General features: G+C 71.9%; 19 protein-coding genes. 3 read left to right on the top strand and 16 right to left on the bottom strand.

Annotated features, from left to right (window positions below; translation table 11 throughout):
- Positions 1-110 precede the first annotated feature (110 nt).
- From I2501_RS36295 to I2501_RS36325, 7 genes are all read right to left on the bottom strand, one after another.
- Positions 111-1,178: a lysophospholipid acyltransferase family protein gene (locus I2501_RS36295; RefSeq protein ID WP_196198341.1), complete on the bottom strand. Its 1,068-nt coding sequence runs from the start codon at positions 1,176-1,178 to the stop codon at positions 111-113.
- A complete protein-coding gene (locus I2501_RS36300; RefSeq protein ID WP_196198342.1) occupies positions 1,175-2,236 on the bottom strand; it encodes an NAD-dependent epimerase/dehydratase family protein in 1,062 nt (353 codons plus the stop codon). Before I2501_RS36300 ends, I2501_RS36295 begins: the two co-directional genes overlap by 4 nt.
- A gap of 117 nt (positions 2,237-2,353) precedes the next feature.
- A complete protein-coding gene (locus I2501_RS36305; protein WP_003948845.1) occupies positions 2,354-2,452 on the bottom strand; it encodes a 30S ribosomal protein bS22 in 99 nt (32 codons plus the stop codon).
- Between the two features lie 200 nt (positions 2,453-2,652).
- Positions 2,653-2,862 carry a helix-turn-helix domain-containing protein gene (locus I2501_RS36310; RefSeq protein WP_037602249.1) on the bottom strand — a complete coding sequence of 70 codons (210 nt, stop codon included), beginning with the start codon at positions 2,860-2,862 and terminating at the stop codon, positions 2,653-2,655.
- Positions 2,863-2,987: 125 nt separating this feature from the next.
- A complete protein-coding gene (locus tag I2501_RS36315) occupies positions 2,988-3,830 on the bottom strand; it encodes a phosphatase (protein ID WP_196198343.1) in 843 nt (280 codons plus the stop codon).
- A 30-nt stretch (positions 3,831-3,860) separates the two neighbouring features.
- Positions 3,861-5,021, bottom strand: coding sequence for an acetoin utilization protein AcuC (locus I2501_RS36320; protein WP_196198344.1), 1,161 nt, complete (start codon positions 5,019-5,021; stop codon positions 3,861-3,863).
- Entirely contained in the window at positions 5,018-6,232 is a 1,215-nt protein-coding gene (locus I2501_RS36325) for an MFS transporter (RefSeq protein WP_196198345.1), read from the bottom strand. Before I2501_RS36325 ends, I2501_RS36320 begins: the two co-directional genes overlap by 4 nt.
- Positions 6,233-6,554: 322 nt before the next feature.
- Here I2501_RS36325 and I2501_RS36330 point away from each other — a divergent pair, with 322 nt between their 5' ends.
- A complete protein-coding gene (locus I2501_RS36330) occupies positions 6,555-8,009 on the top strand; it encodes a hypothetical protein (RefSeq protein WP_196198346.1) in 1,455 nt (484 codons plus the stop codon).
- A gap of 174 nt (positions 8,010-8,183) precedes the next feature.
- Here I2501_RS36330 and I2501_RS36335 read toward each other — a convergent pair whose 3' ends face one another.
- The 3 genes from I2501_RS36335 to I2501_RS36345 form a co-directional block, all read right to left on the bottom strand.
- Positions 8,184-8,828, bottom strand: coding sequence for an HAD family hydrolase (locus tag I2501_RS36335; protein ID WP_196198407.1), 645 nt, complete (start codon positions 8,826-8,828; stop codon positions 8,184-8,186).
- A gap of 35 nt (positions 8,829-8,863) precedes the next feature.
- Positions 8,864-9,673 carry a pyrroline-5-carboxylate reductase gene (gene proC / locus I2501_RS36340; RefSeq protein WP_196198347.1) on the bottom strand — a complete coding sequence of 270 codons (810 nt, stop codon included), beginning with the start codon at positions 9,671-9,673 and terminating at the stop codon, positions 8,864-8,866.
- A gap of 82 nt (positions 9,674-9,755) precedes the next feature.
- Positions 9,756-10,685, bottom strand: a complete 930-nt coding sequence (locus I2501_RS36345; RefSeq protein ID WP_215910277.1) for a proline dehydrogenase family protein — start codon at positions 10,683-10,685, stop codon at positions 9,756-9,758.
- 175 nt (positions 10,686-10,860) lie between these two features.
- Here I2501_RS36345 and I2501_RS36350 point away from each other — a divergent pair, with 175 nt between their 5' ends.
- Positions 10,861-11,319 carry a hypothetical protein gene (locus I2501_RS36350; RefSeq protein WP_196198348.1) on the top strand — a complete coding sequence of 153 codons (459 nt, stop codon included), beginning with the start codon at positions 10,861-10,863 and terminating at the stop codon, positions 11,317-11,319.
- 65 nt (positions 11,320-11,384) lie between these two features.
- Positions 11,385-12,560 (top strand): SCO2583/SCO2584 N-terminal domain-containing protein, encoded by a 1,176-nt coding sequence (locus I2501_RS36355; RefSeq protein ID WP_196198349.1) that lies wholly within the window; start codon positions 11,385-11,387, stop codon positions 12,558-12,560.
- A 34-nt stretch (positions 12,561-12,594) separates the two neighbouring features.
- On the opposite strand, the gene I2501_RS36360 is transcribed toward I2501_RS36355, so the two are convergent.
- The 6 genes from I2501_RS36360 to I2501_RS36385 all read right to left on the bottom strand — a co-directional run bounded on the left by I2501_RS36360 (position 12,595) and on the right by I2501_RS36385 (position 21,317).
- Positions 12,595-13,122 carry a hypothetical protein gene (locus tag I2501_RS36360; protein WP_196198350.1) on the bottom strand — a complete coding sequence of 176 codons (528 nt, stop codon included), beginning with the start codon at positions 13,120-13,122 and terminating at the stop codon, positions 12,595-12,597.
- Between the two features lie 69 nt (positions 13,123-13,191).
- A complete protein-coding gene (ilvD, locus tag I2501_RS36365; RefSeq protein WP_196198351.1) occupies positions 13,192-15,042 on the bottom strand; it encodes a dihydroxy-acid dehydratase in 1,851 nt (616 codons plus the stop codon).
- Between the two features lie 39 nt (positions 15,043-15,081).
- Positions 15,082-15,945: a sugar phosphate isomerase/epimerase family protein gene (locus tag I2501_RS36370; protein ID WP_196198409.1), complete on the bottom strand. Its 864-nt coding sequence runs from the start codon at positions 15,943-15,945 to the stop codon at positions 15,082-15,084.
- Positions 15,946-16,119: 174 nt separating this feature from the next.
- Positions 16,120-17,055, bottom strand: coding sequence for a Ppx/GppA phosphatase family protein (locus I2501_RS36375; RefSeq protein WP_196198352.1), 936 nt, complete (start codon positions 17,053-17,055; stop codon positions 16,120-16,122).
- A gap of 41 nt (positions 17,056-17,096) precedes the next feature.
- Positions 17,097-17,555: a COG4315 family predicted lipoprotein gene (locus I2501_RS36380; RefSeq protein ID WP_196198353.1), complete on the bottom strand. Its 459-nt coding sequence runs from the start codon at positions 17,553-17,555 to the stop codon at positions 17,097-17,099.
- 69 nt (positions 17,556-17,624) lie between these two features.
- Positions 17,625-21,317 (bottom strand): choice-of-anchor D domain-containing protein, encoded by a 3,693-nt coding sequence (locus I2501_RS36385; RefSeq protein ID WP_196198354.1) that lies wholly within the window; start codon positions 21,315-21,317, stop codon positions 17,625-17,627.
- Positions 21,318-21,418 lie beyond the last annotated feature (101 nt).

Consider the following 21,418-nt stretch of genomic DNA (forward strand, 5'->3'; position numbering starts at 1 on the left):
CGTCTAGGGGCGCGGGGAACTGCGCGACAAGCCACCCCAGGTGGTGAGTCGCTCAGCGAGCAGGGCCATCCACACAGGGTGGTTGCTCGCGCAGTTCCCCGCGCCCCTGTCTAAAAGAACACCGATCGCCGCTGCACCAGCATCCGGTACAGCGTGTGCTGGATCGTCTCGCGGACCTGGTCCGTCAGGTTGAACATCAGCATCGGGTCGTCCGCCGCCTCCGGCGGGTACGCGTCCGTCGGGATGGGCTTGCCGAACTGGATGACCCACTTCGTCGGCAGCGGCACCGCGCCCAGCGGGCCCAGCCACGGGAAGGTCGGCGTGATCGGCACGTACGGCAGCCCCAGAAGACGCGCCAGCGTCTTCGCGTTGCCGATCATCGGATAGGTCTCCTCCGCACCGACGATCGAGCACGGCACGATCGGGACGCCGGCCCGCAGCGCCGACGAGACGAAACCGCCCCGGCCGAACCGCTGCAGCTTGTAGCGGTCGGCGAACGGCTTGCCGATGCCCTTGAAGCCCTCCGGCCAGACGCCGACGATCTCGCCGTTCTCCAGCAGGCGCTGCGCGTCCTCGTTGCAGGCGAGGGTGTGACCCGCCTTGCGGGCGATCTCGTTGACGCCGGGCAGGACGAAGACCAGGTCCGCCGCGAGCATCCGCAGATGCCGTCCCGCGTGGTCGTGGATCGCGACCTGGGTGACGATCGCGTCCAGCGGGAGCACGCCCGAGTGGTTGGCCACGACCAGCGCGCCGCCCTCCGCAGGGAGGTTCTCGGCGCCGCGCACCTCCAGCCGGAAGTACTTCTCCGCGAGCGGTCGCGCCAGCGACAACAGCACCTGCTCGGTCAGCTCCGCGTCGAAGCCGAACTCGTCGACCTCGTAGTCGCCGGTGAGGCGTCGCCGCAGGAAGCCCAGGCCGTTCGCCGCGCGGGTCTCCCAGCCGTCACCGAAGACCTTTCCGATGGCTCCGCCCAGCGGCCCGGCCAGCGCGCCGCCGACCGCCTGCGCGACCGTGTCGGCGATCCCGCCGTCCGTCGACGGAGCGACGTCAGCTCCCTGCGCGGCCGACTCGACCGCCTCGGCCGGCGGCTGCGCCGCGGGTGCGCCGCGTCGCTGGTGGATCGGGATGACCTTGGCCTCGCGCTCCTCGCGCCATGCCCGTTCCCTGGCCCGGCTCATCCCTCGCTCCTCGTGCTGGTGGACGGCAGCAACTCCGCCGCCCGATCGGTCCAGTCGGCGATCCGCTCCGGCGCGAGCAGGCCGGTCCCCTGGGCCTTGGCCAGGTCGGCCAAGGCCTGCTCGGTGGTGTAGGCCGGGGTGTAGCCGAAGGTCTCGCGCAACATGGTGGTGTCGACGACCCGCCCGTGGGTGAGCAGCCGCAGCTGCTCCGGCGAGAAGTCCAACAACCGCGTCTGCCGGGCGAGTCCGGCCACCCAGCTGACGGCCTGCAGCAGCATCGGGACGGTCGGCTTGCCCAGCCTCCGCGCGACCTGGGAGAGCACCATCACGCCCTCCCCCGCCACGTTGAACGTGCCGCTGGTCGTCGTGCCGCGCCGCGGCTCCGTCGCCGCCAGCCGCAACACCTCGACCGCGTCGTCCTCGTGGATGAACTGGAGTCTCGGGTCGAAGCCGAGAACCGTGGGCAGCACCGGCAGTCCGAAGTACTCGCTGAGCGGGGTGTCCGCGTCCGGGCCGATGATGTTGGCGAAGCGCAGCACGCTCACCGCGACGTCCGGTCGTCGCCGCCCGAAGCCGCGGACGTAGCCCTCGACCTCGACCGCGTCCTTGGCGAAGCCGCCGCTGGGCAGCACCTTGGGCTGCATCAACTCGTGGAAGACGGCCGGGTCGCGCGGCGCGGAGCCGTAGACGCTGGTGGTCGACTTCACCACCAGCCGTTTGACGCTCGGCGCCTTCTGCACCGCGGCGAGCAGCTGCATGGTGCCGATGACGTTGGTCTCCTTGACCACGCCACGGCTGGTCGAACCGAGCGTCGTGGTGCTGACGTTGAGATGCACCACGGTGGTGACGCCGTGCTCCGCTATCACCCGGGCCACCACGGGCCTGCGAATGTCCGCGCCGACGAAGGTGTAGGGGGCGAGGCCCTCAGGCTCCCCCTCGGGGGAAGGCTGCACGTCGACCCCGACGACGTGGTCGACGCCTGGCTGGTCCCGGATCACCCGCGCGAAACGGCTCCCCAGATGCCGGCCGACCCCGGTGACGAGCACGACGTTCCCCACGACGACAGCCCTTCTCGATGCACTCGGTGCAGAGATCGGCGGAACACAGAAAACCGCCCGCACCAGACACTAACGTCGGTGCGGGCGGCAGGACACCATCGGCAGTGCCGAGCGGTGTTACTTCTTGTTACGACGCTGAACGCGCGTGCGCTTGAGAAGCTTGCGGTGCTTCTTCTTGGCCATACGCTTGCGACGCTTCTTAATGACGGAACCCATTGACAACCTCACTCACTGGACACCCGCGAGTGCGGGCAACAGGGTCCAAACGACTGATGTAGGCCAACAGACTACCCAAGTCGGCCCGTGAAACGTAATCCGGCCCGGCGTGCGCGACGCCGGGCCGGATTACGGTTCACTCGTGCTGTTCACTCGTGCTGTGTTCAGTAGTCGTTCAGTAGTCGTGCCTAACCACCCGGCTACGCGGTCTCCCGTCCCACGTAGGAGTCGCGGAGGTAGTCGTGCACCGCTTGCTCGGGTACACGGAACGAGCGGCCCACACGGATCGCGGGCAACTCACTGCTGTGCACCAGGCGGTACACGGTCATCTTCGACACTCGCATCACCGAGGCGACTTCCGCCACGGTGAGGAAGTTGACCTCGTTCAGAGGCCGCTCTCCAGACGCCATGACAACACCGAACCTTCTCCGTGTGACGGGCACCGGCTTCCCCTCCGGTGACTCCAGCCAGCACACGCGTATCCCCAGAGTAGTTGCGGGTGGTACGGGTGGGAAGGGGGAGAACCGGCCTCTCATTACTGAGACATACCGGCCAGTTGCAGTACGTAGGCAGTCAGCAGTCTGTAGCAGTCGGATCGCAGACCGTCGTCGAGCGGGATCGTCACCGCGACCAGTCCGGCCGCCTCCGCGACGAACACCGCCGGGTCGTTGCTGTCGGCGAAGCCGACCGCGCGGAGCCCGAGCCGACCCGCGCCGCAGGCCCACCCGTGGTCGCCGAGCACCAGGTCAGGCAGGCTCTCGCCCTCCTCAGCCAGGGCCGCGAGGGCGATCCGCACCGGCTGCGGCGAGTGCGTGTGGACGGGGTCGCCGAGGGCGGGACGGAGGTCCTGCCGGTTACTTGACGCGCTCTCTTCATACACCCTGAGCACGCCGACGCGCTCCCGGTAGTCAAGGGCACACCGGCGCGGGCCCTCGGCGAAGTGCATCGCAAAGCTCCGCCCGCGCGCGGGCGTACGCAGGTCGCACCCGGCAGCGTGCAAGGCCCGCCCGAAGGCGGCGTACATCGCCGCGAGGTGGGACGGATGCCCGGTCCCCAACAGCACGCTGCCACCTGCGTCGGCAGTCTCCCGCAGCACGACCGCGAGGCGGTCGAGCGCGTCGACGGTCAGCTGCGGATCGATGGTGTCCGGCCCGTGCAGGTACCCGGGGTCGGGATTGACCCCACAGCGGCGCGCCATCAGCGCGAGCACCTCGTCCTTGCTCCACGCGGTGTCCGGATCGAGCCCGAACAGAACGTCGGGATCTCGCCGCGCGAAGCGCGAGTAGTTGCGGAGGTTGTTCTCACGCAGGGTCCCGACGTATCCGGCGAGGCGGGTTTTGAGGAGATGAGCGACGAGGTCGTCGCGGCTGACAGTCACAAAGCCTCCGTCGGCCGTTGCACTACCCAGTTACAACAACAGCCCGTGGTGGGGAAAAACCGCCTTGCGGGTAGCGATGATCGCCTGGTCCACCCGGTCCGCCGGGTCGTACCCGGCGTCGAAGTCCTTCCAGGTCGCGGCGAAGCCGTCGCTCATCCGCTCCGGCGCGTGGGAGCGCGTCAGCGCGCGGACCTCCTCGCGCCACGGCTGCGGGGTCTCCGCGTCGGGGTCGATCGGCCGCCCGGCCGCGATCGCGACCAGGTGGGTCCAACTGCGCGGGACCACGTCGACGACCGCGTACCCGCCGCCGCCCAGGGCGATCCAGCGGTCGTCCGCGTGCGCCGACGCCAGCTCCGCCGCCGCGACCATCAGCGCCCGCTGCGCGTCCACGCTGACGGCGAGGTGGGCGAGCGGGTCCTCGATGTGCGTGTCCGCGCCGTGCTGGGTGACCAGCGCCTGCGGGCGGAACGCCTCGACCAGCTGCGGCACGATCGCGTGGTACGCCCGGAGCCAGCCCGAGTCGCCGGTCCCGGCGGGCAGCGCCACGTTGACCGCCGAACCCGCCGCACCGCCGACCTCCTCCGGCCAGCCGGTCTGCGGGAAGAGCGTGCGGGGGTGCTCGTGCAGGGAGATGGTGAGGACGCGCGGGTCGTTCCAGAAGATCTTCTCGACGCCGTCGCCGTGGTGGACGTCGACGTCGATGTACACCACCCGCTCCGCGCCGAGCTCCAGCAGGCGGGCGATGGCCAGGGCGGCGTCGTTGTAGATGCAGAAGCCGGACGCCTGGCCGGGCATCGCGTGGTGCAGGCCGCCCGCGAAGTTGACCGCGTGGCCGCCGTCGCGCCACACCGCCTCGGCCGCCGCGACCGACTGACCCGCGATCAGGGCGGAGGCCTCGTGGATGGCCGGAAAGGCGGGGTTGTCCTCGGTGCCGAGGCCGCGCGCCGGGTTGGGGATGCCGGTCTCGGCGACCGCCTCGACGGCGGTGACGTAGCCGGGCTCGTGGACCAGGTTCAGCGTGGACTCCCCGGCCGAGGGCGCGGCGAGGACCTCGACGTCGGGCAGCCCGTCCAGCCCGAACGCGCGGACCAGGTCCCAGGTCAGCCGAAGCCGGACCGGGTTCATCGGATGGCCCGGTCCGAAGTCGTACCTGGTGAGGGCGTCGTCCCAGTACAGCCGCGTAAGGGTCATACCGTCACGGTATCGGCATCCGCATCTGCCGCGGTCACCGCACTCGCGCCGAAGGACTTGCTGACGAGGAAGACGGCGAGGATGAGCACCATCGGCACCAGCATCGCGATCCGGTAGCCCATGGCCCCGGCCAGCCCGCCGACCAGCGGGGCGCCGACCAGGAAGCCGACGTAGTTGAAGATGTTGATGCGGGCCACGGCCGCGTCCGAGTCCTTCGGGAAGAGCCGCCCGCCCGCCGCGAAGACCTGCGGCACGATGACGCTGATGCCGAGTCCGACGACGGCGAACGCGGCGACGGCCACCCATGAGGTCGGCGAGAGCGAGACCAGCAGGAACCCGACCGCGCAGACCGCCGCGCCGAGCCGCACGGTCCGGACACTGCCCCAGCTCTGCACCCGGGCGTCGCCGAGCAGTCGGCCGACCAGCATGACGACCATGTACGCGTTGTACGGCACGGTGGTCATCTGGTCGGAGCTGTGCAGGCCCTCCTGGAGGTACTTGGCGGCCCAGTTGGAGACGGTCGCGTCGCCGATGTAAGCGGCGCACATGGCCAGGCAGAGCGGCAGCAGCGGCTTCCACGGGATCGAGCGGGCGGCGGCCGCCGCGGCCTCCTCGACGGCGTGGCCGAGCTCCTGCGGGCCCGCGTACCAGCGGCCGACGACCAGCACGACCGCCGCGACCACGATGCCGACGCCGCCGAACATGGACAGCAGGCTGAGCTTGAAGTGGAGTTGCGCCCAGGCCAGCGACGCTCCAAAAATGCCGCCGAGGCTGAAAGCGGCGTAGAAGGTCTGCATGATGCTGCGGCCGTAGCGGTGCTGCAGGGCCACCGCCGACATCGCCTGGCTGGCGTCCAGACCGCCGACCGAGAGCCCGAACGCGGCCAGCGCGATCGCGGCCTCCCACATCCTGTCGCCGAGTCCGACGCCGACCAGGGTCAGGCAGACGATCGGCTGGACCACCCGCAGCACGGCTCGCGGCGAGGTCCGCTTGACGACGTACTCCATGGAGATGGAGCCGACTCCGGCCAGGATCGGCACGGCGGCGAGGAAGACCGGCAGCAGGCCGTCGCTGATGCCGTACTGCTTCTGGATCCCGGGGATGCGGGTGACCAGCAGCGCGAAGACGGTCCCCTGCGCGACGTAGCTGACCAGCAGGGAGGTGCGGGCCTGCCGAAGTCTCGGCGTGATCTCGGGTGTTGCTGTGGTCATCCGGGAGCACCTCTGCTGTTGGCCGGCGTGCCGGCTGTGACGCTTGGCTGTCGTGCGTTGCCTGTCCGCTTCGGTCGTGCTGTCGTGCTTGGGCCGTACTGTCCGTACTGTCCGCGCTGTCCGCGCGGTCCCTGCTGTCCGTGCTGGAACCGGTTACTACCGGCCGGTATCCGATCAGGTTGGCGTGAGCGTACGGACTCGCGGCCGGGAGCGGAACCCCCGTCCGAAAAGTGATCGCAAAAGGCAACCCGCGTCGGACCACGTCGTTCCCGCTGCTGCGTCGCTCCCGTGCTGCCGGGCTCCGGTTCCCTACGGTGGGCCCATGGGAATGGGTACGCGTCTTCGGCTCCGCGCGTCCGGCGGGACCGATCCGGTCTCGCAGGCGCTCGTCGCGCTCTTCGGGGCGCCCCAGGTCGAGCCGATGCTGATCAGCGAGCGGCTGCTGGGGCGGGTGCCGGTGCACCGGCTGCAGGAGACGCTGGACGGCCTGCGCGAACGCCACGGCGAGCTGCGCGGCGTGCGACGGCGGCGTGACCTGCACCTGCTCGTCTTCACCGGCGGCGGCTCGGAGTTGGTCTGGGCCCGCCTGGACGAGGACGGCCGCCTGGTCTCCTTCGTCACCGGCCCCGGCGCGCTGACGGCCCGCCACGCCACGGCCACGGTCCCCGCGCCCAGCCGCCCGGCGGAGGGGGCGGTCCCTCCGGCGCCGGTCGCGGCGCCGGTCGCGGCGCCGGCGGTTGTGGCTCCGGTCCCGGCAGCGGTTGTGGCGGACACGCCGACGCCTGTCGTTCCCCCAGCGGTAGTGACGACCCCGAAACCGGCGGCACCTCTGGTCGCGAAGTCGGCGGCTGCGGTGTCCCTACAACGCACGGTGCTCGCCTACTCCGGGGCGACGGCAGCAGAACTGACGTTCCCTTGGATCACCGGGTCCGGCACGGGCTGGCTGCTGATCCTGGCGCAGACCCCCGCGTTCGCCTGGTACGTCCTGCGGACCGCGCCCACCCACGCGCTGCCCCCGTGGTTCCGGCTCCTCGCGCCGGCGCCGATCGTGGTCACCCTGCTGGCGCTCGCCCGGGTCCTCGGCGTCGGCCTCCCGTGGGGGATGCCGGGGCTGCCGGAGATCGGACTCTGCGTCGGCGTGGTCGGCCTGACGGCCTGGACGCGGCACCGGGCCCGCCCCGTCCCGGGCGCGCCGACCGCCCATCCGCTGCTGCTCCGCTCGCCGCTGCGCGACGGCACCTTCGTCTTCACCGAGGCGGGCGGCCCGGCGACCAACCGCCACGCGGACGCCTCACTCCAGCCGGGCGGCGACCGCGCCCTGCGCTACGCCGCGGACCTGGTCCAGCTCGGCGACGGCCCGCAGTGGCGCGGCCGTCGCGCGCTGGGGCTGGCCCCCGCGTCCAACGAGCGGTACGCGGTCTTCGGTCATCCGGTGCACTGCCCCGTCGACGGCGTGATCCTGGCCGCGGTCGACGGCCTGCCGGACCACGCCCCGCAGGTGGCGTCCGCCAACCACCCGGACGGCAACCACGTCCGCATCGGCACCGACCGCGGCGTGATCGTCCTCAGCGGCCTCCGCGAGGGCAGTGTCCTGCCTCGACGTGGCCAGCACGTCGCGGCGGGGACGCCGCTGGCCTGCGTCGGCAACAGCGCGGACGCGCTGGAGCCGAGTTTGCGGGTGCGGGCGGAGAACAGCGTGGGGCTGGCGTTGCCGTTCCGCATCGAGGAGTGCCCCGGAACCCCCTGCCGGGGGCGGCGGTTCACTGTTGAAGACTAGGGACGTTGCAAAGCCAGGGGCGCGGGGCTCTGCTGATGTGCGGCTCCGCCGCGCGGGCGCGAGCAACCACCCTGTGCGGATGACCCTGCCCGTTCGGTGCTCTACCTGCGTGGGTGGCTTAGCGCGCGGTTCCCCGCGCCCCTGAGGTGAGTGCAACTTCCCCGCTGCCCCATCTCACAGCAGCGCCGGGACCTGGCCCAGGTCGTCTATCAACCCCGTCGCCCCCGACAGCCGCTGCCGCGGCGTCAGCGCGGCGTAGCCGTAGACGTCCATGCCTGCCGCGCGTGCTGCCGCGACACCGAGGGGGCTGTCCTCGAAGACCACGCAGCGGGCCGGGGCGACGCCCATCCGTTCCGCGGCGTGGAGGAAGAGGTCGGGTTCGGGCTTGCCGCGGCCGACGTCCTGGGCGCTGAAGAGGAGGTCGTCGGAGAAGAACGGGCGCAGGCCGGTCACCGAATGAGCGGTGCGGATCCACTCGTGGTGCGCGGAGGAGGCCACGCAGTAGCGGATGCCCTGCTCGCGCACCCACGTCAGCAGTTCCGGCGCGCCCGCCACCGGCGTCAACCGCTCGCGGAAGGACGCGAAGACGCGGGCGTGGAAGTCCTCGTCGAAGGTGGCGGGGAGCTTCGCCCCCGCGTAGCGCTCGGCAATGACGTCGTGGACCGTGTGCGCCGCCGCGCCCATGAAGTCGCGGTAGGAGTCCTCGATCGTGGTCGGGAATCCGAGCTCGGTCAGGTAGTCGGCGAGGAGGCGGTTGGAGAGCGGTTCGCTGTCCACCAGGACGCCGTCGTTGTCGAAGATCACCAGGTCGTAGCGCAGCACCCGGCCCACCCTACTTGCCGCCGGGCCCCGCCCTACTTCCCGCCGGAGGCCAGCTCCTGGGAGCGGTTGCGGGCGGCCTCCAGCGCGCCCAACAGGGCCGCGCGGACACCGTGGTTCTCCAGCTCGCGGATCGCGGCGATCGTCGTCCCGGCCGGGGAGGTGACCGCCTCGCGCAGCTTGACCGGGTGCTCGCCGGAGTCGCGCAGCATCACCGACGCGCCCACCGCGGCCTGGACGATCAGCTCGTGCGCGACAGCGCGCGGCAGGCCGAGCAGGATGCCCGCATCGGTCATCGCCTCGACCAGGTAGAAGAAGTAGGCAGGGCCGGAGCCGGAGAGCGCCGTCGCCGCGTCCTGCTGGTTCTCCGGGACGCGCAGCGTCTTGCCGACCTGGCTGAAGATCTCCTCGGCGCGGGCCAGGTGCTCCTCGCCGGCGTGGGAGCCGGGGGAGATGACGCTCATCGCCTCGTCGACCAGGACCGGGGTGTTGGTCATGACGCGGACCACGGGCGTGCCGGGGGCGAGCCGCTCCTCGAACCAGGAGGTGGGGATGCCCGCCGCGCCGGAGATCACCAGCCGGTCGGCCGGGAGCGCCGGGGCCAGCTCCTCCAGCAGCGCGCCCATGTCCTGCGGCTTGACCGTGAGGATCAGGGTGTCGGCGAGCTTGACGGCCTCCGCGTTGGTCACCGGCTCCACGCCGTAGCGCTCGCGCAGCTCCGCCACGCGCTCCGGGCGGCGCGCGGTGACGAGGACGTCGGCAGGCGCCTTTCCGGCCCGCAGCAGGCCGGAGACCAGGGCCTCACCGATCTTTCCGGTACCGAGGACGGCGACTCGTTGCGTCATGGAGCCAGTGTGGCACCCGGCCGCCGCGTCTCGCGGACGCGTCCGAGTGGCGGTCACCGGCGTGGTGCCCCGGTGCCGGACGTCAGCCCCGCACCAGCGCGCGGGCGAAGAACGCCAGGTTCGCGGGGCGCTCGGCCAGCCGGCGCACGAAGTACGCGTACCAGTCCACGCCGTACGGAAGGTAGACCCGGACGGTCTCGCCCGCCCCCGCCAGGCGGCGCTGCTCGTCCTCGCGCACGCCGTAGAGCATCTGGAACTCGTAGGCGTCCTGCGGGCGTCCCGCGCGGACGGCGAGGGCTCCGGCGATCGCGATCAGCCGGGGGTCGTGCGTCGCCACCATGGGGTAGCCCTGACCCTCCATCAACAACCGCAGGCAGCGCACGTACGAGCGGTCCACCGCGTCCCGCTCCCGGTACGCGACGGAGTCCGGCTCGGCGTACGCGCCCTTGACCAGCCGCACGCGGCAGCCCGCGCCCAGGAGGTCGCGGCAGTCGGACTCGGTCCGGCGCAGGTACGTCTGGAGCACCACACCCAGCCACGGGAACGTGGCGCGCAGCGAGGCGGCGGTCTCCAGGGTGAGGTCGGTGGCGGTGTGGCCCTCCATGTCCAGGGTGACCGTGGTGCCGGCGGCCTGGGCCGCCTCGCAGATCGCCCGGACGTGTCCGCGCGCCAGCTCCGCGCCGTCGCGTCCGAGGCCCGCGCCGAGCGCGGAGAGCTTGACCGAGACCTCCGCCCGCCGCGCCAGCCCGGCGTCGTCCAGGGCGCGCAGCAGGCCCGCGTACTCGGCGGCGACGGCCGCGGCGTGGTCCTCGTCGACGGTGTCCTCGCCGAGGTGGTCCAAGGTGACCCGCAGGCCACGCGCCACCAGCCGGTCGGTCACGGCCACCGCCTCGTCGCGGGTCTCCCCCGCGACGAAACGTTCCACCACGGCCCGCCCACCGGGCGCGGCCACCACCGCCCGCTGCGCCTGCGGACTCCGCGCGGCGGCGAGCAGAACACGACGGGACAGCATGGGCCCAAGGCTAGGGCCTCCCTGCGGGCCTGTCGTGCAGCCCCGGCAGGCCGCGCGCCGCACGGATCCCGGCCACGCCGTCATCCTGGCTGCGGGCCGTCATCCTGGCTGACTAGGGGCAAACTCAGGGAAGTCCCCTATGGCTTCCGGGCCGTCGGAGGCGCACCGTGGACATATGAGTAGTGGTGAGGTCAGCCGGCGCGAGTCCGGCACGCTTGCTGTCGCCTCGGCGTCGCGCGGTCCCTGGAAGACCGCGGCTGCCGTGGGCGCGGTCGGCGCAGGTGCAGCCGTGGCCGTCGATCTGATCACGTTGCACTGGTCGCTGAGCATCCTGGCCGGTCCGGCCAGCATCGGCCTGTTCCTCTTCTTCCTGGTCGGCGGCGCGGGCGCGGCGCTCACCAAGCGGGGTGGGGACCACCGGATCCGCCGCTGGGCCGCCGAGCACCCGTGGGAGGCCGCGCTCGCCCCTGCGGGCGCGCTGTGGGTGACCAACGCGGTGACGGAGTTCGTCTTCAGCTCGTCCGGGATCCTGGGCAGCATCCTCACCGGGCTGTGGCACGCGGCGATCCTCTACGCCATAGTCGGCGTGGTCAGCAGCGTCGCGGGAGCCCGCCGGAAGTCCTCCGGGAGCTGACGATCTTGTCAGATTCTTAACCGATCACTCCGGCGCGGAGGTTTGGCCGTCGCCATACTGGCGCGGTGCCAGCGACAGACGATCAAGAGAAGGACCCGTTCGAGGGGCTGAAGCTCGACGAGGACTTCATCCAGGGGGCCGAGCACAAGGAGCAGTCCGCCCGTGCCCGGATGCTCTCGGCCAGGTGGAAGCACACGCCTCCGCAGGACACCGGGTGGCGGGCCCCGGTCACGCCGATCAGGCGTCGACGCCGCTGGCAGGTGCCGGTCTTCATGGTGCTCGCCGCCGGGCTGGTGCTGGCCAGCCTGAACGCCCGCGCGCTCCACGACTGGGCGCTCGGCAAGGCGCCGGGGGCGCAGGCGGCGGACAACGTCCAGGCCGCCCAGGCACCGGAGACGGCCCTGCCCACCGCCGCTCCGCCCACCGCGGCGGACCCGACCACGCCGACGCTGGAGCACCCGTTCGCCGGCTCCCCGGCGGACGCCTGGCCGGCCGGCGCGGCAGCGATCACGGTGCCGAGCGCGCACGCCGTCGGGGTGTACAGCGCGAGCACGGTCGCGGAGTACCTGGCACGCGCCAAGGAGTTCCTCGTCGACAGCAACCTCTCCCCGGACGTGGTCGGCGGCGGCTACCCGAGTGCCGCCCTGGGCCTGATCGATCCGCTGGAGACCCAGCTGGTGGACCCGCTCCGCACCGATCTGGCGCATCCCTCCGCCAAGAACGACCCGACCGACATGTTCACCCGCTTCAACCCCGACCAGGCGCGGCTGATCGGCTCGGTGATCAAGGTCGAGGGTGAGCTGAGCTACGCGTCGGACGGACAGGGCGGGCTGAACATCCATGCCGACGTCACGTTCGTGTACCCGCTGCAACCCGGTCCGCACCCGGCTCCGTGGCTGACCGCGTCGCCGAGCGCCTCGGGGGCGGCGGTCCAGGCCTCACTGACGGACACCCCCGACGACTGGGACGTGGCCCGCAGCATCATCCGGCGCATCGTCGACTTCGACGTGCCCGACGCGACCCACTGGCAGCACACCCCCGGCAAGCTGTGGATCACCAACTACACCCCCGACATCGGCAACAGCGCCTGCGGGGTCAGCAACGGGTACATCAACCCGGAGTTCCCCAGCGTGGCCAACATGGACACCGCCACCCCGTCCGGCCCCGCCGAGGACCCGTACGACCGCAGCAAGCTCCCGGACACCAAGCGTCAGGGCTGCGGACAGCTCAGCCGCACCTGATCCGCGGCTGTCACTGCGGCGGTCACTGCGGCGGTCAGCGCTTGCGACCGCCGCCGGGCCGGGCCTTCTGCGGCTTGGGCTTGCGGCGGGCGTGGGCGGCCAGGGCCTGCTCGTAACGGGCGCGGAGGACGGATTCGCCCGGGGCCTCGACGAGGCTGCGGAAGAAGTAGGCGACCAGCGAGCCGACGAAGCCGACGATCATGGGCACGCCCATGGACTTGTCGTCCTCCATCCAGCCGGACAGCGACTCCTTGCCACGGGCGAGGATGGTCCAGTTCCGCAGCGCGGCGATGCAGCTGCAGACGACGATCGCGAGGACCATGACGGCCTCGACGAAGCCGCCGGTCTGGGCGATGAAGACGCCCTCCACCGCGAGCTGCATGACGTAGCCGCCGAGGAAGGCCGCGACCAGCGCGCCGATGCTGACCCCGACCCGGCGCAGCCAGTAGGCGCTCCCCCGCTCCACCCACGTGGTGCCGAACCAGCGGATCGGCTCGGGGGCGGGGGCGGTACTGGCGGAGTTCACAGGACTCTGGGCGGGGTTCTCGGCGCGCGGGGACACCCTTCGATTATGCGTGGTCCGCCGGGTGGACCGGCGGACCACCCGGCTCAGCCCCGGATCAGCCCTGGATCAACCGAGCTTCGAGACGTCGCGGACCGCGCCCTTGTCAGCGCTGGTGGCCATCGCGGCGTAGGCGCGCAGCGCGGCCGAGACCTTGCGCTCGCGGTTCTTCGGCGCGAAGACGCCGCCCAGCGCCTCCCGGCGCGCGGCCAGCTCGGCCTCGGGCACCAGCAGCTCGACGCCGCGGTTCGGGATGTCGATCCGGATCCGGTCGCCGTCCTGGACCAGCGCGATGATGCCGCCGGAGGCCGCCTCGGGCGAGACGTGGCCGATGGAGAGCCCGCTGGTGCCGCCGGAGAAGCGCCCGTCGGTGATCAGCGCGCAGGCCTTGCCCAGGCCGCGTCCCTTGAGGAACGAGGTCGGGTAGAGCATCTCCTGCATGCCGGGGCCGCCCTTGGGGCCCTCGTAGCGGATGACGACGACGTCGCCCTCCTTGACCTGCTTGGCGAGGATCTTCTCGACCGCCTCGTCCTGCGACTCGCAGACGACCGCCGGACCCTCGAAGGTCCAGATCGACTCGTCGACACCGGCCGTCTTCACCACGCAGCCGTCCGCGGCCAGGTTGCCGTGGAGCACGGCCAGGCCGCCGTCCTTGGAGTAGGCGTGCTCGACGGAGCGGATGCAGCCGCCGGACGCGTCGGTGTCCAGCGTGTCCCAGCGCTCCGACTGCGAGAACGCCTCCGCGGAGCGGACGCAGCCGGGGGCCGCGTGCCACAGCTCGACGGCCTCGGCGGTCGGGGAACCGCCGCGCACGTCCCAGGTCTTGAGCCACTCGGCCAGCGAGTCGGAGTGGACGGTGTGGACGTCCTCGTTGAGCAGGCCGCCTCGGTGCAGCTCGGCGAGGATGGCCGGGATGCCGCCCGCGCGGTGCACGTCCTCCATGTAGTAGGTCGTGGTCGGCGCGACGTTCGGGGCGACCTTGGCCAGGCACGGGACCTTGCGGGAGAGCCGGTCGATGTCGTGGACGGTGAAGTCCACCTCGGCCTCCTGCGCGGCGGCCAGCAGGTGCAGGATCGTGTTGGTCGAGCCGCCCATGGCGATGTCCAGGGACATGGCGTTCTCGAACGCGGCCTTGGACGCGATCGCGCGCGGCAGCACGGTCTCGTCGCCCTGCTCGTAATGACGCTTCGTCAGCTCCACCACCGTGCGGCCCGCGCGCTCGTAGAGGTCGCGACGGGCGGTGTGGGTGGCCAGCACCGAGCCGTTGCCGGGGAGCGAGAGGCCGATGGCCTCGGTCAGGCAGTTCATCGAGTTGGCGGTGAACATGCCGGAACAGGAGCCGCAGGTCGGGCAGGCGTTCTCCTCGATCCGGCGGATGTCCTCGTCGGAGACGTTCTCGTTGACCGCGTCCGCGATGGCGTTGATCAGGTCGAGCTTGCGGACCGTGCCGTCGACCAGGGTGGCCTTCCCGGCCTCCATCGGTCCGCCGGAGACGAAGACCGTCGGGATGTTGAGCCGCAGCGCGGCCATCAGCATGCCCGGGGTGATCTTGTCGCAGTTGGAGATGCAGATCAGCGCGTCGGCGCAGTGGGCCTCGACCATGTACTCGACGCTGTCCGCGATCAGGTCGCGCGAGGGCAGCGAGTAGAGCATGCCGCCGTGGCCCATGGCGATGCCGTCGTCCACCGCGATGGTGTTGAACTCGCGCGGCACCGCGCCCGCGGCCTTGATCGCCGCGGAGACGATCCGGCCGACCGGCGCCAGGTGCGTGTGGCCGGGGACGAACTCGGTGAAGGAGTTGGCGACCGCGACGATCGGCTTGCCGATGTCCTCGCCGGCTACACCGGAGGCGCGCATGAGAGCGCGCGCGCCCGCCATGTTGCGACCGTGGGTGACCGTTCGAGACCTGAGCTGCGGCACTGTTCTCAACTCCTTGGCTAGTGCCGTCGAGGGTACGCCCTATGACCGCCCATCGGACACGCTGTCCGAGATGCGGTCACTTCCGCCGGGCGGGCCTGCCGGCGGAGTCGCGGGTGCGGCGGCGAGGTTGAGCCGGGTGAAGGCCAGCGCCTCGGCGAGGTCGGCCTCCCGTTCGACCGGCCCCGGTGCGCGCCGGGTGTTGACCTCCAGCACCACGTGCCCGTCGAAGCTGTTCCGCGCCAGCCTCTCCAGCAGCTCGGCGCAGGGCTGGTTCCCCCGCCCGGGGATCAGGTGCTCGTCCTTGGCCGAGCCGGACCCGTCGGCGAGGTGGACGTGGCCGAGCCGGTCGCCCATCCGGTCCAGCATGGCGAGGGCGTCGGCGCGCGAGGTCGAGACGTGGGAGAGGTCGATGGTGAAGTGGCGGTAGTCCTCGGTCGTCGGATCCCAGTCCGGCGCGTAGGCGGCGACCTCGCGGTCGCGGTAGCGCCAGGGGTACATGTTCTCCACGGCGAAGCGCACGTCCGTCTCGTCCGCCATCCGCCACACGCCCTGCACGAACTCCCGCGCGTACTGGCGCTGCCAACGGAACGGCGGGTGCACGACGACGGTGCTCGCCCCCAGCTTCTCCGCGGCGGAGCGGGCCCGCTCCAGCTTCTGCCAGGGGTCCGTGCCCCAGACCCGCTGCGTGATCAGCAGGCAGGGCGCGTGCACGGCGAGGATCGGCACCTGGTGGTAGTCGGAGAGACGACGCAGGGCCTCGATGTCCTGGGAGACCGGGTCCGTCCAGACCATCACCTCGACGCCGTCGTAACCGAGCCGCCCCGCGATCTCGAACGCGGCGGCGGTGTTCTCCGGGTAGACGGAGGCGGTGGACAGCGCGACCTTTGCCTTGGGCACGAGGATGCACTCGTCGTCTCGGTTCACATCGGTACCGCGTGCTTTCGCCACAGCAATCAGCTTAGAGAAGCGCTCCGGGCGAACGGGCACTTGCACTCACCTCAGGGGCGCGGGGAACTGCGCGAGACACCACCCTGTGCGGATTGCACTGCACAGTGCAATCAGCCCATGTGCCCGGTCCTACTGGCCGGAGGCCAACCGGTCCAAGCGCCGCAGGATGACGCCCTCGCGCAGCGCCCACGGGCAGATGTCCAGTTCGTCCACGCGGAAGAGGTCCATCGCGCCCTCGGCGACCAGCGCGCCGGCCAGCAGCTGTCTCGCGCGTCCCACCGAGACGCCCGGCAGCAGCACCCGCTGCTGCGTGCTCATCGCGGCCAGGCGCGGGACCCAGTCCTCCAGCGAGCTGCGGGTCAGCCGCCTCGGGACCAGCGGGCCGTCGGCCTCGCGGGCGGCGCCCGTTATCCGGGCGAGCTGCTTGAAGGTCTTGGACGTCCCCACGACGTGGTCCGGAGGACCCAGCCGGGAGACCTCCGCGACGGTGCGGGCGATCTCCGCCCGCACGTGCTTGCGGAGTTCGCGGACGCGCTCCGCGTCGGGCGGGTCGCCCGGGAGCCAGGAGGCGGTGAGCCGGCCCGCGCCGAGCGGCAGCGAGATCGCGGTGTCGGGCTGCTCGTCCAGGCCGCAGGCGATCTCCAGCGAGCCGCCGCCGATGTCGAGCAGCAGCAGTCGGCCGCTCGACCAGCCGTACCAGCGGCGGGCCGCCAGGAAGGTGAGCCGGGCCTCGTCGCCGCCGGAGAGGACCCGCAGCTCGACGCCGGTCTCGTCGAGGACCCGCTTGAGCACCTTCTCGCCGTTGGTGGCCTCGCGGATCGCGCTGGTCGCGAAGGGCAGGACCTCCTCGACGCCCTTGTCCTCGGCGACCCGCATCGACGAGGACACCATCTCCACCAGCCGCTCCACGCCGTCCTCGTGGATCGATCCGTCCACGTGCAGCAGCTCGGCAAGACGCAGCTCGATCTTGTGCGAGTAAGCGGGCAGCGGCGCAGCGCCCGGGTGTGCGTCCACCACGAGGAAGTGGACGGTGTTGGATCCCACGTCGAGTACGCCAAGTCGCATAACTGCCCACGCTACGCGATCGCCGCGCGGATCGTCGCCGGTCAGGGCAGGCCGGGCGGCGTCACGTGGGACACCTGGGCCGCGTGCCAGCCCGGCGCGACGCCGTTGGTGTCGCCCGGCTGGTCGCCCGCGTAGGTGTAGAGCGGGGCCCCGTCGTAGGTGACCTGGTCGCCGACGCCGTCCGGGCGCTGCGTCGCCGCCAGCGTCCCGGGGACGCCGGGCGGCAGGTGCAGCGAGGTGCCCGGGGTGGTCAGCAGCGGATGACGGGTGGTCAGGCAGCTTCCGGTGCACCCGAAGACGTGCGTCGACGGCTGGTCGCCGTCGAAGTGGTAGAGGACGAGACCGTCCAGGTCGCTGAGCACGCGGCCCTGGGTGTCGGTGTCGACGACCAGCACGGTGAACGGCGGCCCGGAGGAGGCGGGCGCCGGCATCGGCGCGGGCATGGGCGCGGGCGCGGCTCCGACGAGGGCGGGGACGAGCGCGACGGCGAGCGCGGCCATGGGCACCAGCCTGCGCCTCACAGGATGCCGGACGGGATGCGTGACGGGCATTGCGGCCTCCTCGGCCCCTCAGTATTTGATCGTAACGCCGCTGACGGAGTGGACGTCGGTGCTCGCACCGGTGCCCCCGGTGAAGCCGACCCGGACGTCGGTCGGCAGGGTGACCTTCACCGCGATCACCTGCTTGCCGCCGACGGAGACCAGCAGGGTGCCGTTGGACACCGTCACCGTGACCGCGACCGGGCCCGAGCGCAGCTTGGGGATCGCGCTCGACGTGGCCGCGTAGACGAGGTGCCCGGCGGTCGAGCCGACGGTGACCCCGACGAAGTTGGCCGAGGGGTTCGTCGGGTCCTTGTAGGTGTCCAGGGCGACCGCGACGCCGGGCAGGCCGAGCCAGCCGAGTCCGCCGCCGTCGGCGCCCAGGGAGGCCGGCCCGCGCTTGCTCGCGTCGAGCATCGCGAAGGTCAGGCCGTCGGCCCCGGTCCCGCCGCCGATCGTGGCGGTGAAGGTCGCCGCCAGATTGGCGGACGGGACGGCGGTGGACTGGAAGTCCGATCCGGCCTGGTCGGGCTTGGCCGGGGTGAGCTGGAGCGTGGTGCCGACCATCGTCGCCGAGCCGTTGCGGACCCAGCCATTGGGTCCGGGCGGCGGGACCGCGTAGGCGGGGGCGGTGATCGCGGCGTTCCTGACCGTGTGAATGTCCGTCAGCGCCCCCGTCCCGCCGGTGAAGGCGAGGAACGCGGCGGGCGGCAGCGAGGCGACCGAGGTGGCGAAGAGCCGGACGCCGTCCACGGTGACCGTCACCGTCCGGCCGCTGACCTGGACACCGACGGTGTGCGGTCCGCTGCGCAGGTTCGGGACCTTCGTGCTGGTCGCCGCGTAGGTCAGCCCGTTGGCGTTGGAACCAGTGGCCAGGCCGACGAAGTTGTTCGACGGGTTGGCCGCGTTCTTGTAGGTGTCGAGGGTGACCGCGACGCCCGGCAGCGGGGCCCAGCCGAGGTATCCGCCCGGCTGTCCGACGGCGGTCGGGGTGACCCTGGCCGGGTCGAGCAGGGCGAAGGAGAGCCCGTCGGCCCCCGTGCCGCCGCCGATGACCGCGGTGAAGGTGGCGTTCAACCCATTGGTGACCACCGGGACCGGGAAGACGGCGGAACCAGCCTGCCGGGCCAGCGCCTGGGTCAGGTCGAGGTCGCCGCCCGAGACCGACGCGGAGCCGTTCAGCTGCCAGCCGCCCGCGCCGGGGTCGGGCACGACGATCCCGCCGGACGGCTGCGTGCCGGTGCCGGTCAGGGTCTCGGGCTGCGGGCCGTTCCCGTCGTCGGAGGTGATCTGGTAGACGCCGGTGAAGCTGCCGGTCGACGTCGGCGAGAAGGTGACGCTCTGGTGCACCACCGCGCCCGGGTCCAGCTCCTGGCCCTCGCTGATCGGGGCCGTGGCGAGGAAAGGCGCGGCGGGCGGCGCGGCCTTGGTGATGGTGAGCGGGATGTTGCCGGTGTTGCTGATGTCGAAGGTCAACGTCTTGGAACTGCCGATCGGCACGGACCCGAACGAGGTCGTGGTCGGGGTGATCGTCAGGTGCGCGGCCCCGGTCACCGCGCTGCCGGTGAGCGGGACCGTCGCCGTCCCGTCCGGGCCCACCACACTGAGCGAGCCGGTGTCGCCGGACGACGCGGCCGTCGGCGCGTAGGTCACCTGGACGGTCACCGACTGCTGCGGCTGCACCACCGTCCCGGACGCGGGCAGCCCGGACGCGGAGAAGGGGGCGCTGGGCGCGGACGTCGAGGTCACCGTCTCGGCGGAGGTGCCGGTGTTGGTGATGCTCACGCCCAGGGTGTTCGTGGTGCCGGTGGCGACCTGGCCGAAGTCGAGGGAGGCAGGGAAGGCGGTGAAGCCGGGCCGGGTGCCGTAGCCGGTCACGCCGAAGCCGATGGTGGCGGTGGTCGCTCCGGTCTTCACCGTGAAGCTGACCACCCCGCTGGCCGGTCCGGGAGCGGTCGGGGCGAAGGTCAGCGGCACCGAGTAACTCGCCCCGGCGGTGAGCGACTTGGGCAGCCCGCTCGGCGCCGCGGTGAAGGGGCTGCCGGTGGGGGTGGTCACGGCGGTGACGGTGGCCGTCTGGGTGGCCCGCACGGTCAGCGTCCCGGCCCCGGTCGTGCCGACGGCGACGTTGCCGAGCGCCGCCGGGGAGCCGATCAGCGCCGACGCGGCGGGCAGGCCGAAGGCGAGCACGTGCCCGTCACGGGTGCCGACGTAGACCCGGCCGCCGCTCGTCGCGGGCACCGAGAACTTGGACGCGGTCCCGATCGGCGTCGACCAGAGCAGGTGCATCGAGCCGCTGTTCGGCACCGCGTCGTAGGCGCGCAGCTGGCTGTTGGCGCCGTTGCTGCCGTCCGCGTAGACGGCCCAGACGGTCGCCGAGCCGGGCGTGGTCCCGTCCGAGGTGATCACCGGCGAGCCGGAGGTGTAGCCGAAGGTCTCCGGGCTCGCCCCGGCCGGGGTCAGCGTCGGGTTGCCACTGCCGTTCAGCCCGAACTGGAAGGCGCGCAGCGGTCCGCGCGACCCGATCTCGTAGACGTAGCCGCCCCCGCCGCCGTAGGCCGCCGGGTGCCCCCAGACGCCCTCGAACGGGCCGGTGACGCCGAGCACCGCGTCACCGCCGCCGGGGCCCTGGTCGTGTCCGCCCAGGTTGTCCCGGTCCAGCAGGAAGACCCGGCCGTCCTTGCCGACCTGGACCAGCAGGTGCGGGTGGGCGGAGCTGGCCCCGAAGGGCGAGGCGGGCAGCGCCACCGGTCCGCCGGAGCCGAAGTCGGCGTCGTCCTGGTCCAGGGTGGGCGCGTTGGACGGGCTGAAGAAGTCCTGGGCGTGCAGCGAACCGTCGCTGTTGACGCCGAGTCGGATCACGGACTCGGACAGCTGCCCCGGCGGCCTGCTGCCCGGGTCGGGCGCGGGCGACATCCCGTTGCCGGTGGAGAAGAGGATCCGGCCCGACCCGTCGGAGACCAGCCCGCCGCCCGACTGCCAGACGCCCGCCATCCCGTCGGCGGCGCTGTTCTCGGTGGCCCAGAGCTTGAGCGAGCGGGTGCCGGTGTCGACCCCGGCGATGTAGCCGACATAGGGGTTGATGTCGCAGTGCGAGCCGAAGCCCGCGTAGACCTTGCCGTCGAGCAGCAGCAGACCGGCCCGCTGGTTGACGGTGTAGGCGTCGAACGGGCGGCTCGGGTCGTTGGTCGGCGCCCCCTGGACCTTGACCGGCCAGCCGCTGCGTTCGGCTCCGGAAGCCGGGTCGATCGCGTGGATGTACCAGTTCGGGTGGGTCTGGTCGGGGCCGTCGTTGACCTTGGAGGTCAGGTAGACCGTGTTGTCGGCCGAGTCGTAGACGGGGGTGCTGGTCACGCCGAGGTTGGGAGTGAGGTCACCGCAGCCGATCGCGGAGGCGGGCCAGGGCGTGCCGAGGGTCCTGGTCCAGCGGATCGCTCCGGTGGCCGCGTCGATGCCGTAGACCTTGTCGTTCTCGGTCGCGGCGATCAGCGTCGTCCCGATGACCAGCGGCTGGGCGTAGACCTGGCCGTCCACAGCTGTGGAGAACTGCCGGCCGAACCGCGAGCTGGACACCTGCGCGGGCGTGAGGCCCGGCTCGCTCCGGTCCCAGCCGGTGCGCAGCGTGTCCTGCGACACGGTCCCCTCGTCGGCGCGAGCCCGGTCCCCCGGGAGCACCACGCCGACGGCCACCAGCGCGGTCGCCAGACAGGCCGTCAGACACATCGTCAGAACGCTTGTCCGACAAGAAGATCTCCACCCGATCGTCATGGCGGCAGCATGCGGCCCATGCTCCGGGTGGGAAGGCCCGGCGCTCCGTCGCGACC

Source organism: Streptacidiphilus fuscans, assembly GCF_015690355.1.
Taxonomy (GTDB): Bacteria; Actinomycetota; Actinomycetes; order Streptomycetales; family Streptomycetaceae; genus Streptacidiphilus; species Streptacidiphilus fuscans.